17 protein-coding genes and 3 pseudogenes are annotated in these 15,500 nt (G+C 38.8%); 11 read left to right on the top strand and 9 right to left on the bottom strand.

Annotated elements, in window-relative coordinates; all coding sequences use genetic code 11:
* Positions 1-284: 284 nt before the first annotated feature.
* Positions 285-1,391 carry a replication initiator protein A gene (locus KGF65_RS15410; protein ID WP_216765750.1) on the bottom strand — a complete coding sequence of 369 codons (1,107 nt, stop codon included), beginning with the start codon at positions 1,389-1,391 and terminating at the stop codon, positions 285-287.
* Between the two features lie 590 nt (positions 1,392-1,981).
* Between KGF65_RS15410 and KGF65_RS15405 the strand changes: the two genes are divergently transcribed.
* From KGF65_RS15405 to KGF65_RS15395, 3 genes and pseudogenes are all read left to right on the top strand, one after another.
* Positions 1,982-2,527, top strand: a complete 546-nt coding sequence (locus KGF65_RS15405) for a DUF536 domain-containing protein (protein WP_153109678.1) — start codon at positions 1,982-1,984, stop codon at positions 2,525-2,527.
* 115 nt (positions 2,528-2,642) lie between these two features.
* A pseudogene (locus KGF65_RS15400) lies at positions 2,643-2,819 on the top strand (transposase); the annotation flags it as partial.
* 353 nt (positions 2,820-3,172) lie between these two features.
* Positions 3,173-3,856: an IS6-like element IS1216 family transposase gene (locus KGF65_RS15395; RefSeq protein WP_002329884.1), complete on the top strand. Its 684-nt coding sequence runs from the start codon at positions 3,173-3,175 to the stop codon at positions 3,854-3,856.
* Positions 3,857-3,906: 50 nt separating this feature from the next.
* Here the strand turns inward: KGF65_RS15395 and KGF65_RS15390 are convergent.
* The 4 genes and pseudogenes from KGF65_RS15390 to KGF65_RS15375 form a co-directional block, all read right to left on the bottom strand.
* Positions 3,907-4,328, bottom strand: a pseudogene (locus KGF65_RS15390) (transposase); the annotation flags it as partial.
* A gap of 286 nt (positions 4,329-4,614) precedes the next feature.
* Positions 4,615-4,917, bottom strand: a complete 303-nt coding sequence (locus KGF65_RS15385) for a type II toxin-antitoxin system YafQ family toxin (protein WP_015474715.1) — start codon at positions 4,915-4,917, stop codon at positions 4,615-4,617.
* Positions 4,907-5,185: a type II toxin-antitoxin system RelB/DinJ family antitoxin gene (locus tag KGF65_RS15380; protein ID WP_003625288.1), complete on the bottom strand. Its 279-nt coding sequence runs from the start codon at positions 5,183-5,185 to the stop codon at positions 4,907-4,909. The genes KGF65_RS15385 and KGF65_RS15380 overlap by 11 nt, the downstream gene beginning before the upstream one ends.
* 654 nt (positions 5,186-5,839) lie before the next feature.
* A complete protein-coding gene (locus KGF65_RS15375; protein WP_015474710.1) occupies positions 5,840-6,166 on the bottom strand; it encodes a hypothetical protein in 327 nt (108 codons plus the stop codon).
* Positions 6,167-6,570: 404 nt separating this feature from the next.
* Here KGF65_RS15375 and KGF65_RS15370 point away from each other — a divergent pair, with 404 nt between their 5' ends.
* Positions 6,571-8,067: an NAD(P)/FAD-dependent oxidoreductase gene (locus KGF65_RS15370; protein ID WP_153109680.1), complete on the top strand. Its 1,497-nt coding sequence runs from the start codon at positions 6,571-6,573 to the stop codon at positions 8,065-8,067.
* Positions 8,048-8,929: a phytoene/squalene synthase family protein gene (locus KGF65_RS15365; protein ID WP_153106425.1), complete on the top strand. Its 882-nt coding sequence runs from the start codon at positions 8,048-8,050 to the stop codon at positions 8,927-8,929. Before KGF65_RS15370 ends, KGF65_RS15365 begins: the two co-directional genes overlap by 20 nt.
* Positions 8,930-9,005: 76 nt before the next feature.
* Here the strand turns inward: KGF65_RS15365 and KGF65_RS15360 are convergent.
* Positions 9,006-9,164, bottom strand: a pseudogene (locus KGF65_RS15360) (IS30 family transposase); the annotation flags it as partial.
* Positions 9,165-9,200: 36 nt separating this feature from the next.
* Between KGF65_RS15360 and KGF65_RS15355 the strand changes: the two are divergent.
* Positions 9,201-9,985, top strand: a protein-coding gene (locus KGF65_RS15355) for an IS5 family transposase (RefSeq protein ID WP_153106427.1) whose coding sequence is annotated in 2 segments (ribosomal slippage) — positions 9,201-9,468 and positions 9,468-9,985 — 786 coding nt in all. Because the reading frame shifts where the segments join, the coding sequence is not laid out codon by codon here.
* 7 nt (positions 9,986-9,992) lie between these two features.
* Here KGF65_RS15355 and KGF65_RS15350 read toward each other — a convergent pair.
* A protein-coding gene (locus KGF65_RS15350) for an IS3 family transposase (protein ID WP_112278733.1) occupies positions 9,993-11,062 on the bottom strand; the annotation gives its coding sequence in 2 pieces (ribosomal slippage) (positions 9,993-10,834 and positions 10,834-11,062; 1,071 coding nt in all).
* A gap of 125 nt (positions 11,063-11,187) precedes the next feature.
* On the opposite strand from KGF65_RS15350, the gene KGF65_RS15345 reads away from it, so the two are divergent.
* Complete coding sequence (locus KGF65_RS15345) at positions 11,188-12,240, top strand: ABC transporter permease (protein WP_046811107.1); 1,053 nt, start codon at positions 11,188-11,190, stop codon at positions 12,238-12,240.
* Positions 12,241-12,244: 4 nt separating this feature from the next.
* Positions 12,245-12,925 (top strand): ABC transporter ATP-binding protein, encoded by a 681-nt coding sequence (locus KGF65_RS15340; protein ID WP_046811108.1) that lies wholly within the window; start codon positions 12,245-12,247, stop codon positions 12,923-12,925.
* 569 nt (positions 12,926-13,494) lie between these two features.
* Here KGF65_RS15340 and KGF65_RS15335 read toward each other — a convergent pair.
* Positions 13,495-13,851, bottom strand: coding sequence for a type II toxin-antitoxin system YafQ family toxin (locus KGF65_RS15335; RefSeq protein ID WP_002834562.1), 357 nt, complete (start codon positions 13,849-13,851; stop codon positions 13,495-13,497).
* Complete coding sequence (locus KGF65_RS15330) at positions 13,851-14,129, bottom strand: type II toxin-antitoxin system Phd/YefM family antitoxin (RefSeq protein WP_010620850.1); 279 nt, start codon at positions 14,127-14,129, stop codon at positions 13,851-13,853. The genes KGF65_RS15335 and KGF65_RS15330 overlap by 1 nt, the downstream gene beginning before the upstream one ends.
* A 76-nt stretch (positions 14,130-14,205) precedes the next feature.
* Between KGF65_RS15330 and KGF65_RS15325 the strand changes: the two genes are divergently transcribed.
* From KGF65_RS15325 to KGF65_RS15315, 3 genes are read left to right on the top strand one after another with little or no spacing between them, the layout of a single operon-like run.
* The gene (locus KGF65_RS15325) at positions 14,206-14,793 is read left to right on the top strand and encodes a site-specific integrase (RefSeq protein WP_153106301.1); all 588 of its coding nucleotides are present in this window, start codon (positions 14,206-14,208) and stop codon (positions 14,791-14,793) included.
* A 51-nt stretch (positions 14,794-14,844) separates the two neighbouring features.
* A complete protein-coding gene (locus KGF65_RS15320) occupies positions 14,845-15,216 on the top strand; it encodes a type II toxin-antitoxin system RelE/ParE family toxin (protein WP_001748275.1) in 372 nt (123 codons plus the stop codon).
* Positions 15,203-15,472: a helix-turn-helix domain-containing protein gene (locus KGF65_RS15315; RefSeq protein WP_001748276.1), complete on the top strand. Its 270-nt coding sequence runs from the start codon at positions 15,203-15,205 to the stop codon at positions 15,470-15,472. The genes KGF65_RS15320 and KGF65_RS15315 overlap by 14 nt, the downstream gene beginning before the upstream one ends.
* The last annotated feature ends 28 nt before the right edge of the window (positions 15,473-15,500 follow it).

Genomic DNA, 15,500 nt, shown 5'->3' with positions numbered 1-15,500 from the left:
AATCCCGACTGGTATTCTGACAGGCCTTATTTTCTGGTTATTGACCAAGTATTTCGGTTAGTTCAAGTTAAGCTTTCAGGTTTCCGCGTCCTCAATTGCTGACAATTTTATTTCAGGGTTAAACCAAATTGGCGTTTTATTGACATGAATTTAGGATTTTGAAACCAATTAGCGTATTTTTTTCGCTTATTATTGGCTATATTTATCGTTTCTAAGCCATTTTAAATCAGCTCTGGTGTATTTATATGCCAGTTAACTAAAACGGCTGAGAAACAATTTTAGAGCTAATCTGAAATGACCCCTTGATTTTTGAATTCTTCCGGGTGTTTGGCCGCATATTCTCTAGCCGCTTGTTTATTCCACCAAACGCCAAATAGGTTTTGCATGGTGCCGTACAAGTAGTTTTCCACGTTCTTGATATGCTTCTCATTGCTTCTTAGGGCGTTAAAGTAGCGTCTCAAGGCTTTAGTCATCAAAGGTTTTAGTTCTTCGTCGTCAAGCGGGATTAGAACCCCAATATCTTGATGATCCTTTTCAACTCGGTACTTAGCATTTAAGATAATGCCAATGAAGCGACGCATCTGTTGCGGGGTACGGCACCAAAAACTAAGTAGTTGCACAGCTTCGGGTTCTAAGAAAACCGGTAAGCCACTGTCTTCATCAGTTAAGAAGTCATTAGCATGATTTATGAGATCATGGTTTTGCTTTTCTAGTTCTGCTGGTGAAAAATGGGCTGTGGAAAAGTCCAACTTTTGAGTATCTATATTGTATCTATTAGTATCTCTTTCTTTAAGTTCTTTATCTAGATCGTGTCTATTTTTTAGACTTTCGCTCGTAGCAAGGGTTTGCGGGGTGTCATCAACGGACTTTCGCGAAGGTCTATTTTTTAGACTTTCGCTCGTAGCAAGGGTTTCAACGGTCTCCCGCGAAGGTCTATTTTTTAGACTTTCGCTCGTAGCAAGGGTTTGCGGCTCTTTTTGGCCATATTCACCGCGTAAATAGACGTCCGTTGATCGCATATCTAGTTCGGCCAGGTAAAGTCGGTTGGGTTCATTTTTCCCTGTTTTGGGATTAAAATGCATGGCTTTTTGATAAAGCAAGCCAGCTTTTTCGAGTTCTTTCTTAACGGTGGCTAATTTTCCCTTTGAACAATTGAATAGATCCATTAATTCTTGATTGGTAAAAATAAAGTAGACGTGGTCTTCCTCATCAACCCAGTGATTGCGTAAGGAATACTCGAGCCGATCTTTCAGCACCATATAGGCTAATTTGGCTTCACTACTTAAATACCGATATTGTTCGCCGTACATCAATACTTTGGGAAACTGGAAAAATAAGGCCCCATAAACATTGTCAGCTTGATAAAACTTGAAATTTGTTTGATCCATTATAAAAACTCCCTTTCTATACTCGACCCATGCTGGCTCAAAAGAGAGTTGCTAAAACATCTGACTTGTTTTAAAATACAAATCTGATATGCTCTAACTGAACTACAAAGCATTCATTGGTTGTGAGGGCTTTGTGATTCATCAGCATGGATTTCTTTTCTTGGTTGCCCAATCGGCAACTTTTTTAATTTCTAACAACAAAATAGGACTAGATAGCCGTTGGCTACTTAGTCCATCTTTAATTTCTTGTTTGTTATTATCTACTCTTGTCCCGATTTAAGGGTATGAGGTATAATGAATACAAGCACAGAAATCAAAGTTCAAACATTCATTCTGCCAGGTCTGAATGTTTGGACTAAGTAGCTGTTGTCTAGCTACTTGCTAAGAACATAAAATCTCGATCCCAATCGGATCGGGATTTTTTCTTGGCTTGATTTTTATTTACTTTTATTTTGTTGTCAGATTAGTTTCAGTTTAGCACACCGCTTTCAGTGCAACAATAACTATCTTTACAGATTCCAGTTGTACTTTGAATCGATTAACCTCAAAATAGAAAAAAGGACATTTTTAATTTAACTAGGTGGTGATTGACATTGGCAAAAATAATTAAACAACTTGCAGATGAATTAAAGGTCTCCAAACAGACTATTCAATATCACTACCAAAGACTACCAGCAAAGAACCAACAAAAGAATAGTCAAGGTACAAACCTTATTAGTACTACAGCAGAAAGGATTATAAGAAGCAAGGTAGCAAAACCTTTGCTAGCAAAGAAACAACAAAAAGGTAGCAAAGATCCAACAAAGACTAGCAAAGAAAATAATGATCTGCTTATTACTCTAAGACGAGAAGTAGAAGATTTAAAGTCTCAACGTGACAAACAGCTTGCTGCCAAAGACCAACAAATAAGTAGCAAAGACCGCCAAATAGATCATCTAACAAAATTGATAGATCAGCAGCAACAATTACAATTAGCAACAGTAGCAGAAGATCGCCATTTGAAAGAACGCCTACGAAAATTAGATGGCCCAGTTGAAGATTTTGAAAGTATAGAAAATAGCCAAGTTGCAAAAACTGATGGTGCAAAAAAACAGGCAGCTAAAAATATAACTAATAAAGAATGGTGGCATTTTTGGTAATCGAATAATTATCGTAAATATGTACTAGAAAAGAGCATACAAATTATGGAGGGTCTGTACTAGAATTTCGGACAGAAACATAAGAGAATTGATTTATCCGAAAGGAGTCCTCAAAATGACCTATTCACGCAATCGCTACGACCAAGATTTTAAGAAAAATGCGGTACGTTTGAGTTTTAACTCTTCCAAACCAGTTAAAATCATTGCCTCCGAACTTGGTGTTCCTGAAAGTGCCCTGTATCGTTGGCGGAAGCTATATACCGAAGATGGAAAGCAAACGCCGTTTGCTTCTTTTGGCTTTAAAATGTATACAGGTGGAATATGAATGTTGTTTGGACGATCACCGTTTCTGTCAGATAAATGTTGGAAAGCGCCGTGTAGACCTTCTACCAAATGACTGGATGGCAATAAATTATGCCAATTTGTTACGATTTGATTTAATTTATTTAATCGATTCTGTTTTTCATTAAGTTGATCATCCATGTAAATATTTAGTACGTTTGTTAGGTATTGTGCCCACATTTTTAATTCGATAGAGTCCACATGGTCTGCTACGAAAGCTAGTTTTTCCGGTTCTGTTGCAAAGTTTTAAATCTACTATCAAATAAGGTAGAATAATAGAAAAAGATAGCAGGAGGAATGACGATGAATCATTTTAAAGGAAAGCAATTTCAGCAGGATGTGATTATTGTAGCCGTGGGCTACTATCTTCGTTATAACCTTAGCTATCGTGAAGTTCAAGAAATCTTATATGATCGTGGCATTAACGTTTCTCATACAACGATTTATCGTTGGGTGCAAGAATATGGCAAACTACTTTATCAAATTTGGAAAAAGAAAAATAAAAAATCCTTTTATTCATGGAAAATGGATGAAACGTACATCAAAATTAAAGGAAAATGGCATTATTTGTATCGAGCCATCGATGCAGATGGTTTAACCTTGGATATTTGGTTACGTAAAAAACGGGACACACAAGCAGCGTATGCTTTTCTTAAGCGGTTAGTGAAGCAGTTTGATGAACCGAAGGTTGTAGTCACAGATAAAGCCCCCTCTATTACAAGTGCCTTTAAGAAACTAAAAGAATACGGCGGCTTTTATCAAGGGACAGAACATCGTACCATTAAATACCTGAATAATTTGATTGAACAAGACCATCGTCCAGTAAAGAGACGCAATAAATTCTATCGAAGTTTACGCACTGCCTCTACCACGATTAAAGGCATGGAAGCCATTCGAGGATTATATAAGAAAACCCGAAAAGAAGGCACTCTCTTCGGGTTTTCGGTCTGTACTGAAATCAAGGTGTTATTGGGAATCCCAGCTTAAATCATAGATACCGTAAGGGATTTTATTCTTTATTTAAAACTTTGCAACAGAACCGACCGTCCTAATGATTGATTATATTTAGAACGTTGGTCAAGGTTACGCCGTTGGCGCACGCCATGTTCAGGCAAATCATTTAAAGAAAACTCAATTTTTCCTTGATTTAACCAATTATAAATTGATTTAGTCGCTAGTTTAAATTCGTGAGCTATCATTTCTGGTGACCAACTTAGCCGTAAATGGTTTAAAATTATTTGCCTTAACTTGTCATTCAATTTAGTCTTTCGGCCACATCGTGACCGCTTGTATTCGGCATCTGTTTGGGCCACTTCGGCCTGTAAGGTTCACATCGAGCTAATTCATAAGAAATTGTGGCAGGTGATCGTTTTAGGCGATCGCTCATTTGGATATTGGACAGGCCTAGTTCACAAAAGGTTTCGATTTTAATTCGTTCAGAATAGGTTATACTAGACAAAAGATCAGCTCCTAAAAGATGGGTTTGTGGTAAACACCATTTTAAGGGAAGCTGATCTTTTTTGTCCGAACAGCGTCGGATTAATTTTACAATCTACCATAACTTTAAAAGTGATAATACCCAACTTAATGCTGACAAATAAAAAAATAATCGCAAATGCATATATAAGGTCTATAATTAACAAATAACCCCTCAAAATCATTGTTAAAATAACCCCCAATATCTATAATGTAGATATTGGGGGCTATTTTAATTTATTTTTTTTATAAGTGCCCCTAAACTATAGCTATTGGTTCAAGATTTCATGGGAGCCAGTTGCAACCAATAACAAAATCAATTCATCATGATCTAGCTGATAAATAACAATCCAGTTGTCATAATTTTTGCCATAGTTTCCATATCTGGCAGGGTGAAATTCACGATAACCACGCCAATTTCCTTTTAATGCATGATCTTTAATCTGATTCAAAACAAGTACATCTTGTTCAACAATTGCTTCTAAACAAGGCTTCAAGACAGTTATTGGGAAATGTTTTTTGACTAGTTTTTTTAATTCACGTTCAAAAGATTTAGTCTGTTTAATTTGCATCTAACTTATCGATCCAATCTTCAAAGTCAGTCAATGAACCAATGTTTTTGACCTGCCCTGTTTCTGCTTCTTTTTTAGCGGCTAAGGCTTCCGGAGAATCTAAAAAGCTGACTAATCGAACTTCATTATTGGCCGCTTTAACTAACGATAAGCGTATATACTCAGAAACGGTTAGCCCTTGTTTTGCTAGATTAGCTTTAGCCCGTTCACTAATGTCAGGTGTTACACGAGTTGAAATTGTCTTGTTTTTAATAATAGTATTACTCATTCTAATCCACCTCCTTTAAGTTTACCATCGTACTACATTATAATATTCGATTTTTAGGTTTTCTGCAACTAAATTAATTTTAAAGTAAAGGAACTAACAGCTTATGCAACAAGTTGTCTTACCCATCAAAGATTCAAACGTTCTTAAAGAGGTTCAAGATACGTTACTCAATAACTTTAGAAGCTGTTTAGTATCTTTGATTTTGACCAAATAATTTGATAACTACTGTCAAAAAAGTTGGTGATCATATGCAACATTTTAGTCATCATTACCAAAGCGATATTTCTCGGCAACAATTCGATTTGATCCGCCAGGATCTGGAAGCTTCAAGGTCCCCAATTCCCCCCTCACTCAAAAAGGAGTGAGCGAAGCCCACGCTCACATTTAACTGCGCCTCCCGTTGGTCGTTGCTAAAATCAAGCCCATGGTTAGGAAACTTCGGTCACACCCTCAGGCAGAATTAAATAGCGTTAATAGCTGATCTGGCCCTTTCTATTGTTCTAACTGTCGTTATTTTGAAATCAAGCATACTACATCAAATCATGCTATAGCACTAACAGTAAGATAAATCAGAAAATCAAAATATCAGTTAAAACGATGATGTGGCTAAAACGTAATTTAATTGCTAGAAGGAACAAATGAGATATGGTCTTTCTAGCGACCACCAAATCCACTAAAACCACCAAAAATCATTCCAATACCACTACCCGTTGTACTAGTTTGATATTTATCTGAGATAAGATTCAAATAGATAACTTTAACTTTTGGGGATAGGGCAGATTTTATCGCTAGGGGCGTTAAAAAAAATTGTAAATCACTTAAAATTTTTGGCAAATATTTTTTGTCTTTTAAAGATTGTTCTGCTTCCAGTAAAAATGGTTTTTCTTCAGTAGTTGGTGCATCAGCTAAAGCATTTTGTATATCAGTAAGTAATTTCACTTCAGTAGGTATTCGTTTTGTGTTGTTTTTAAAAAAGCTCATTAGATGACTGCTCCTATGTCAATAAATGGCACATCTTTTTCTAAGAACCTGTCTAGTATCTGCTGAATCTGGTAGAATTGTGGAAAACCGACTGAGGAGTTTGTCATGCCAGATTCAGCAGATACTAGACAGGTTCTAAGGTCGCAGCGATGTATTGAATCGTGTGGTGTTGCATCAGTTCTATCTGAGATCGTTCAATTAAGGTTATAATGGCCATGGGACCTGTCCTTCTCTGTTATGCAAACACCATTTTAGCAAGAACGGACAGGTCTTTTTTCACATTTTCTGGGTGGTAACTTTAATTATGCAATCTAGGGTTGTACTTTTTACATTATTAAACCAAAATATAACTAATGATTAACCATGTTTTTTAGTTATTCATCTGTTAAGGGAGAGATTTACTGATGAAGCAAGTATCGATTATTGGCGCTGGTATTGGTGGCTTAACCGCTGCAGTACGGCTTCAAAAATTAGGTTATAATGTTACGATTTATGAGCAAAACGCGCAACCGGGTGGCAAAATGAACCAGATTGTTAGCCAAGGATTTACATTTGACGTGGGGCCGACGATTGTCATGATGAAAGACATCTACGAAGAAGTCTTTCGCTTTTGCGGGGTCGATCCGCGCAACTATTTACCATTCGAAGAAGTTCAACCTTTGATGCACCTTGTCTTTGGTGATCAATCTAGTCTCGATTTGTCACGCGATCTCCCAACATTAATTGCCGAGATTAACCGCATTGCGCCTGATGATGTCAATGGTATGTTAAATTTTTTAGCGGATATTTATCACCGGTATACCATCGCGAAGCCTAATTTTTTAGAACGATCATTCCGTAACTGGCATGACTTTTATAACCTACCCGCTCTGTATGCAGGACTACAGCTACGCACCTTTAACAATGCCTACAAAAACATTGCAAAATTTATCAAGAATGAAAATCTACGTAATTCATTAGCCTTTCAGACACTGTATATTGGAATTTCTCCCTACCAGGGCCCGTCGCTATACAACATTATTCCGATGATTGAGCTCTTCTATGGGGTCTATTTTTTAAAGGGTGGTATGTACACAGTTGTCAATAGTCTCGTTAAGTTATTCAAAGAACAAGGTGGTACGTTAAAGCTTGCCACACCAGTTCAAGAAATTATCATCAAAGATAAAGTTGCTGTTGGCATTCGTGTCAATAATCATCCGATCCACAGTGACTATGTCCTATGTAATGCTGATTTTCCAACCGCCATGACGACACTGATTCCAAATGAGCAAAATCGTGGTCAGTACACAGATCAAAAAATTGCCAAAATGGATTATTCATGCTCATGTCTCGTCTTGTATTTAGGACTAGACAAAAAATACCCAACCGAAGCATTACACACGATCCACTTTGCACAAGATTTCAGCAAAAACGTCGCCGATCTATTTGACAACGGCAAGTTACCAGAAGATCCCTCGTACTATGTCTATGTTCCATCAAAGATGGATCCAAGTTTAGCTCCCGAAAACAGTGAGGCACTCTATGTCTTAGTACCAGTTCCTGAGCTCTCAAAGTTTAATGACTGGTCACCAACAACACTGAAGAACTATCGTCAACTAATCATTAACAAACTAAGACAAACGGCTACCTTCAGCGATATTGAACAGCATATCGTTGTCGAAAAGCAGTTTACACCGGTTGACTTCAAAGAACAGTTTGGCGCCTATAACGGATCCACTTTCGGCTTACGACCGACGTTAAAGCAAAGTAATTATTATCGTCCCCATAACAAGTTCGACTATGCCGACCATCTTTATTTTTGTGGTAGTAGCACCCACCCTGGGGCCGGTGTTCCCATTGTTATGCAAAGTGCTAAATTAGCCGTTGAGGAGTTGATTAAAGATGACCAAACTAATGCCTAAATTCGAACAACATCGTACTGACTTTGCGTACTGTCAAGCAATTACTAAAAGGTCCTCTAGCGCATTCTACACCGCCTTCTCGCAATTACCACGAGAACGCGCTTGGAGTATTTACGCCGTTTATGCTTTTTGTCGAACAGCCGACGACCTCGTTGATGTTGACCATGATATTGATGGTCTAATGGCATTACGCCAATCATTGACCGCCTTTGCCAATGGTCATGTCCCAGACCACCCAATGTGGCGCGCACTGGCCGTCGTTTTTGAGACTTATGATATGAATCTTGACGTCTTTTTCGATATGCTCACTGGTCAAGAACAAGACGCGACTTTTAAACAACCTCAAACTCAGCAAGCACTTGAAGACTATTGCTATTACGTCGCCGGATCAGTTGGTCTGATGATTTTGCCAATGCTAGCAACTAACCCGCAATCACTTGTCAAACCAGCCGTAGAATTAGGCATCGCCATGCAGCTCACCAATATTTTAAGAGATGTTGGTGAAGACTACCAACGTGGCCGAATCTACCTGCCATCAAAACTATTGGCACACTATCAGCTCAATCCAACTGACTTGCATGGCCCCATCCCATCTGCCAATTTTATTCGGCTTTGGGAACATGAAGCACAGATTGCCATGAACAAGTACGAGGCTGCATTAACCATGATGCCACAAATTGATCCCGTCGCCCGGCCATCGTTATTAGCCGCCACTTTGCTTTATCGTGAATTATTGCTAATCGCACGTGAACAACACTACCCAATTTTAAGTCAGCGCGTCTTTTTGACAGATGAACGTAAAACACAGGTTCTTAATCAAGTTAGTGCTAAAGTGCATGAACTAGCCCTTAAGGAGGCTTAATGCCACTTGAATCGGTATCCTACTTGGCACGACGAAATCTATCCATACCGGAATATTGACCACCCACAAATAATTTTTAGTTGTAGTAATCGCATGGGCGAAGATAGTTCAGAATACGTCTGGGACGATGGTTCAGTGCGGATTGGACTGCTTGAATTTCAACCAGGGTAACTGCTCTGAGAGACTTCCCTTTCGGGAAGAATTCCCTAAGAACCTGTCTAGTATCTGCTGAATCTGGTAGAATTGTGGAAAACCGACTGAGGAGTTTGTCATGCCAGATTATCCAAGCAATATTTCTCGAGCGCAATTTGCGTTAATACAACCTGATTTAGAAAACTTCCGCAAGCATACAAGACCGCGTCGTTATGATCTTTATGACGTATTCAATGCCATCCTTTACTCGCTTACTACAGGGTGTCAATGGCGTGAATTACCGCACGATTTCCCGGAATGGCATACCGTCTACCGCTATTACGATATGTGGCGAGATAAACCAGACCCGACAGCTGATTCGCTATTAGAAAGGCTTTTAAAAAAACTGTTGCTTCCTATCGCTTTGCACAGGGCCGATCGGCCCGAACGTCGTTTGTGATTGTTGATGCTCAAAGTGTTAAAACCACTGATTTAACGAAAAATAGTGGCTACGATGGCGGCAAAAAGATTTCAGGGATTAAGCGTCATATGGCGGTTGATATTAATGGTTTACCACAAGCCATTCTCGTGACACGAGCTAATGCATCAGATCGTTCAGGTGCATTGGCTATGCTTATGGCTAGCCAAAATTTAGAGCTGGTTCAGCATGTCATGGTTGATGGTGGCTACACTGGCAATGACTTTGCGGATCAGGTGAAGCTCATTTTGAATGCTAAGACGACGGTAGCTAAACGCAACGAGTTGCATACGTTCACGGTGTTACCGCAACGATGGATCATTGAACGTTCATGGAGTTGGCTAGACAAATGTCGGCGACTTTGGAAAAACTGTGAACGTGCCCTTAACAGCAGTCTTCAAATGGTTGTATTGGCCTTCCTGAAGATAGTTCTTAAAAGATACTAGACAGGTTCTAAACACTCGTTCTAATTCTGTCGGAATTAAACCAACTGATGTAATTTGAGGTTCGGATTACCAAGTCCTCAAAATTGGAAAAAGTTGTTTGAAAGGCAAACTCTCTCTTCAACAATGAGTGAAAAGCTTCAATTGGCCCATTATCATAAGGATAACCTTGTTTTGAGTATGAGTGGCTAATCTGATGCCGTTCAAGTAAAGTTTCAACTTCGTTGCTGGTGTACTGTGAACCCATGTCAGAGTGAAAATATTGTGGCTTTTGATGACATTCAAGCGCCTGATTAATCGTTTCTACAACTAACGTCGCCTCCATCTGACGACCAATCTTGAAAGCAAGAACTTGATGAACCTTTGGTTCGTAAATAGAACTGAGATAAACCCAGGTTCCTGGACGTAATTCCAAATAAGTAATGTCAGCACGCCATATCCTTGCATTGGGCTGGTGCTTGATTAAATTGGGGCGTTGTGAATGATCCACATGAGTGCCAGGTTTTTTAAATCGCCGATTCATTAAAGAGTGAATCTCCATTTCCCTCATTAATCGTAAAATTCGTTTTGACCCAACACAGATGCCTGACTTGCGAAGCACCATCGTTATTCGTGGATAACCATAGGCACGATAATTATTTTCCCAAATCAATTCAATTTTTTCTTTGAGCTGATTATCAACACGTTCGTGTTGACTAGGTTGATATCTTTTCCAATGGTAATAGGTGCTGCGCGGTAATTTCAGTGCCGAAAGAATAATTGATAAGCGGTGTCGCAATAACTGATCTTCTATGAAGACAAGGCAATTAATTCGTCCTAATGCTTTCCCAGTAACACCGCCGCAGCTTTTAAAATTTCAAGTTCCTCCTTTAATCGCTGATTTTCCCTTTGAAGTTGTTTGAATTCTTTGGACGTTACTTCAGTACCGTCTTCTAGCTCAACTGATTTAGCGCCTTTAACCCAATTCCGAATTGAATCGGCTGAAGGACCGTATTCCTTGGATAATTCATCGGATCGTCGTCCCGCTTTAACCATCTCCACAATGGACTTTTTTAAGTCCTCTTCATAACGTGTAACCATAAATAAAAATGCTCCTATGATGATATTTTACCAAACTAGCAAAACTAGTCCGGAATCTCATCATAAAAGCATGTATACTTGTGTATAGTAAGTTTGCTGAACTGCAACAAATACAGGAGGAACAAATGTTTTTAGCAATTAGAGAGATTAAAAAAGAAAAACTACGGTACGGCTTGATTCTAACAGTCGTCGTCTTAATCAGTTATTTGATTTTCATTTTAAGTGCCCTGGCGCTCGGGCTGGCAACAGCTAACACCGCTGCGGTGGACAGCTGGCAGTCTAAGTCCTTTGTAATGACCAAAGACGCTAATGGCAATGCCGGACAGTCATTACTGACAACGAAACAGGTGGATCAGTTAAGCGACGACAAAACCGCAACACTTGGCATTACACCAGTTAATATGAAAATTGGCGGAAAACGTGAATCCGCACAATTCGTTGGGATGAATAACGACGAGTACATCGCTAAAAACCTACAATTAACCAAGGGGCACTTGCCAAAGGCAGCTAACGAAGTCGTCCTCGCTGACTCAGTTGATAAGGATATTTACGGTATGGGGGATAAAATTTCGATTGGGTTATCTGATACGAAATATAAAATCGTGGGTTATGCGAAAAATGCCACGTATAACACCGCACCTGTTATTTATGGCGCGTTAGCGCAATGGCGTGTCATTAAGGGCGTGTCAGATCAATTCCAAGGTAGCGTAGTTACTTCAAAAACGTCACAATCGGTCGATGATAAAGCATTAAAGACTTATTCATACCAAGCCTTTATCAATAAATTGCCAGGTTATACACCGCAAAAAGCGACGTTTGGTCTCATGATTGGCTTCCTGATTGTCATTTCATTGATTGTGATTACCATCTTCCTCTACATTCTAACGGTTCAAAAATTGCCTAACTTGGCAGTTTTGCGTGCACAAGGCATTCCAAATCGTTTCTTGGCCCAAAATACGTTATTTGAGACGTTCTTTATTATGGCAACTGGTATCGTCGTTGGTGCTGTACTATCGGCATTAACTGAATTTGGGATTCCAGATAGCGTACCAATGGCATTTGATTGGGGATTGATGGGACTCATTGCGGCCGGATTGATGGTAACCGGGTTACTGGGTGCAATCATTCCGATTCGTGTGATTAGTAAGATTGATCCGGTATCAGTAATTGGAGGTTAAAAAGATGCGTGAAGAAAAACTAGCCCTTGAACACGTGACGAAACAATTTGGTCAGAAAACCAATTTAGTTACGGCACTAGAAGACGTCAGTTTAGCGTTTAAAGCTGGTGAGGTGTCGCTTATCATTGGTCCTTCAGGATCTGGTAAAAGTACCTTGCTAACCATTTTAGGCGGGTTACAGACACCAACAGACGGCTCAGTTCGTTTGAATGGTCACGACATCAGTGATTTGAGTACCAAAGAAGCCGAAAAAACACGACTTGAACAAATCGGTTTCGTCTTACAGGCGTACAATCTCGTGCCATATTTAACCGTAGCAGACCAATTCAAACTTGTTGACCAGGTGAAGCCTAACAATAACCTCAGTCAAGATGGATTTGACAAAATTATTGAAACGCTAGGCATTCAAAAATTATTAAACAAATACCCTGGCGAATTGTCTGGCGGTCAACAACAGCGCGTTGCAATTGCCCGTGCGTTGTATACAGACCCGGCGATCATCCTAGCCGATGAACCTACGGCAGCATTAGATACGGCACGTGTCAAAGAAGTTGGCCAACTTTTTGCTAATATTGCGCATGACGAGGAAAAAGCAGTCGTCATCGTCACGCACGATGATCGTCTGCGAGAGTTTTCTGATAATGTCTACAAAATTGTCGACGGAAAACTATCTAATACGGACTGATTAACACACTTGCTCTTATGCTGATATTCCGGACTAGTTTTTCTCGTTTGGTAAAATATCATCATAAGAGCAATAGATTATTTAGTTATGTTTTTGTCGAGCTTGCATTTTTGCTAGTCCGCTTGTAGCAAGGGTTTCAGCCCAATATAATAACTAAAATTTATAAGGTTACTTTTCAAATGTGTTGATTATCCATTGCAGAGAAAAGAACACAATAAAAATGATAAGAATAGGAAGCAGTCTAGCCAGCCAAATATTGATGTTTGGATATTGTGACAGAGTATGATAGAGCCATTGGGCAATTATAAAAGCGCCCAATCCGCTAACGATTTATTTGATGTTTTTATACATGTTATTTCTCCAATATATTCATACTAATATAGTACCTATAATACCATTAAACAAAAAAACAGCCCCTATTATCTATCCACTAGATAACGGGGGCTGTTTTATAGGGGCGATTAAAAAAGGCACAAATAACCCCTCAAAATCATTGTTAAAATAACCCCCAATATCTATAATGTAGATGTTGGGGGTTATTTGTTTTTATATGGTATAAATGACTTCTCTTATTCGTCATTTTTTCGATACCTTTTGGAACGATTTTGACCAGGAAATAAACGATCATGCGATCCGACTCGAATGCCAATTAAGACTAGTTCATCTTTATCAATCGTATAAACCACCAGGACATCGTTAGTTTCGCTTGGTGTTTTGTTTTTCGGGGTATCTCGTAAGTGAAATTCATTATAACCGCTCATTCGCCGATTAAGCTCATGATCTTCAAATTCTGGTGGTAATTGTTGTTGCTCAAGCAACAGATCAATGGCTGCTCGAACTTCATCAATAATAGATTTGTCTAAACTGGCTAACCGTTTTAGATCAGCATTAAAGGTTGCACGTGGTTTAAATCTTAGTTTTTTCATTATTTAAACTGACCCCAATAACCATCATCTGATTCAACAATTTCATCGTCAGGTAAAACATGGCGTTTAATTAACTGATCACGTGCAATTGCATATTCTAACGAACCTTCTTTAGCTTTTAATGCTCTTTCTAGCCAGTCCATTTTTTCTTGTGAAACGATGGCTACTGCGCGACTATTTGAACGAGCAATATAAACGGTTTCGTCTTCGTCATTAACTTGATCTAAATATTTTTTTAGGTTAGCGCGAAAATCGCTCTGTGTTAGTGCTAATGTCATATTTACCACCCTTTCATTGTACTTAATATTGTACTTTAATTTGTACTAAAAATCAATTTTTTAAGGAGCTAAAACTATGCAACAAGTTGTCTTACCCATCAAAGATTCAAATGTTCTCAAGGAGGTTCAAGATACCTTACTCAACAACTTTAAAGCTGGCCGGCGTAACTATACAGTTTTTCAAGTTGGCAAAGCGACACTGCTGCGAGTCAGTGATGTCATGCGCTTAAAACAGGCCGATATTTTTAATCCGGACGGTTCTATTAAACAAAATGCGTTTATTCACGACCGAAAAACTGGTAAACCGAATACCTTGTACCTTAAACCTGTTCAAACAGAGCTCTTATTGTACCGTCAATGGCTACTTGATCATCAGCTGAATTCTGAATGGCTCTTTCCTTCCATTCAACACCCAGAACGCCATATTACGGAAAAACAGTTCTACAAAATCATGAGCAAGGTTGGCGATCTGTTAGGAATTAATTATCTAGGGACCCATACGATGCGTAAAACCGGGGCTTATCGCGTTTACACGCAATCAAATTATAATATTGGCTTAGTCATGAATTTGCTAAATCATTCCAGTGAAGCGATGACGTTAGCTTATTTAGGCTTAGACCAGGCTAGTACCGAAACGATGCTAGATCAAATTGATTTTGGTTGAATGCAATAGCGTATAACTTTAAAATAATAATATATATGGTATAATTCAAATATGGAAAAGCCAGAATTTGAAACTTACAAACGTCCCAATGGTCATGATGAATTCGATGAATGGTTACAGCAACTGCCAATTAAAGATCGCGCTAAATTACTGCAAGTGATTACAGATACGCAGGATCAAGGTTTACTAGTCGCTCAACGCATGACTTGGGTTAAAAAGATAGAATCAGCTAAAAATTTATATGAATTAAGAAGTAAGGTATCCAGTAATATTCAACGGGCATTATACTTTCACGTTAAGGGACCAAAATATGTGATTACCCATGGGTTTACCAAAAAGACACAAAAAACACCACCCGCTGAAATTAAACATGCGATTGAATTACGAACTGAATGGGAGGATAGTCAAAATGAAAATCAATGATATTTTAACCCGGGAATTAAAAGACCCTAAGTTTGCTGAAGCTTATCATGCTGACAAGGAAAAATCTGCCAGTGCCTTAGCGTTGTATCATACTCGTGAAGAAGCTGGCCTAACTCAGGCCGATTTAGCTGAAAGAGCAAACGTCCCTCAATCCACCATTGCTAGAATCGAACGTGGCGATAATGTAACGTTTGATAAACTAGCTGAAATTGCCCATGCTATGGGTAAAACAATTAAAATTGAATTTACTCAATAAGTTAGACCTTTAAAGAGGTATTTGGCAG

Source organism: Lactiplantibacillus sp. 30.2.29, from assembly GCF_018991255.1.
Classification (GTDB): domain Bacteria; phylum Bacillota; class Bacilli; order Lactobacillales; family Lactobacillaceae; genus Lactiplantibacillus; species Lactiplantibacillus pentosus.
The sequence above is the reverse complement of the archived record's forward strand: the minus strand, read 5'-3'. Positions and strand labels throughout refer to the sequence as shown.

Excerpts from the sequence above, each read along its gene's own strand:
- KGF65_RS15395 (WP_002329884.1), top strand. The coding sequence starts at position 3,173 with ATGAATCATTTTAAAGGAAAGCAATTTCAGCAGGATGTGATTATTGTA.
- KGF65_RS15385 (WP_015474715.1), bottom strand. The coding sequence starts at position 4,917 with ATGCAAATTAAACAGACTAAATCTTTTGAACGTGAATTAAAAAAACTA.
- KGF65_RS15380 (WP_003625288.1), bottom strand. The coding sequence starts at position 5,185 with ATGAGTAATACTATTATTAAAAACAAGACAATTTCAACTCGTGTAACA.
- KGF65_RS15375 (WP_015474710.1), bottom strand. The coding sequence starts at position 6,166 with ATGAGCTTTTTTAAAAACAACACAAAACGAATACCTACTGAAGTGAAA.
- KGF65_RS15370 (WP_153109680.1), top strand. The coding sequence starts at position 6,571 with ATGAAGCAAGTATCGATTATTGGCGCTGGTATTGGTGGCTTAACCGCT.
- KGF65_RS15365 (WP_153106425.1), top strand. The coding sequence starts at position 8,048 with ATGACCAAACTAATGCCTAAATTCGAACAACATCGTACTGACTTTGCG.
- KGF65_RS15345 (WP_046811107.1), top strand. The coding sequence starts at position 11,188 with ATGTTTTTAGCAATTAGAGAGATTAAAAAAGAAAAACTACGGTACGGC.
- KGF65_RS15340 (WP_046811108.1), top strand. The coding sequence starts at position 12,245 with ATGCGTGAAGAAAAACTAGCCCTTGAACACGTGACGAAACAATTTGGT.
- KGF65_RS15335 (WP_002834562.1), bottom strand. The coding sequence starts at position 13,851 with ATGAAAAAACTAAGATTTAAACCACGTGCAACCTTTAATGCTGATCTA.
- KGF65_RS15330 (WP_010620850.1), bottom strand. The coding sequence starts at position 14,129 with ATGACATTAGCACTAACACAGAGCGATTTTCGCGCTAACCTAAAAAAA.
- KGF65_RS15325 (WP_153106301.1), top strand. The coding sequence starts at position 14,206 with ATGCAACAAGTTGTCTTACCCATCAAAGATTCAAATGTTCTCAAGGAG.
- KGF65_RS15320 (WP_001748275.1), top strand. The coding sequence starts at position 14,845 with ATGGAAAAGCCAGAATTTGAAACTTACAAACGTCCCAATGGTCATGAT.
- KGF65_RS15315 (WP_001748276.1), top strand. The coding sequence starts at position 15,203 with ATGAAAATCAATGATATTTTAACCCGGGAATTAAAAGACCCTAAGTTT.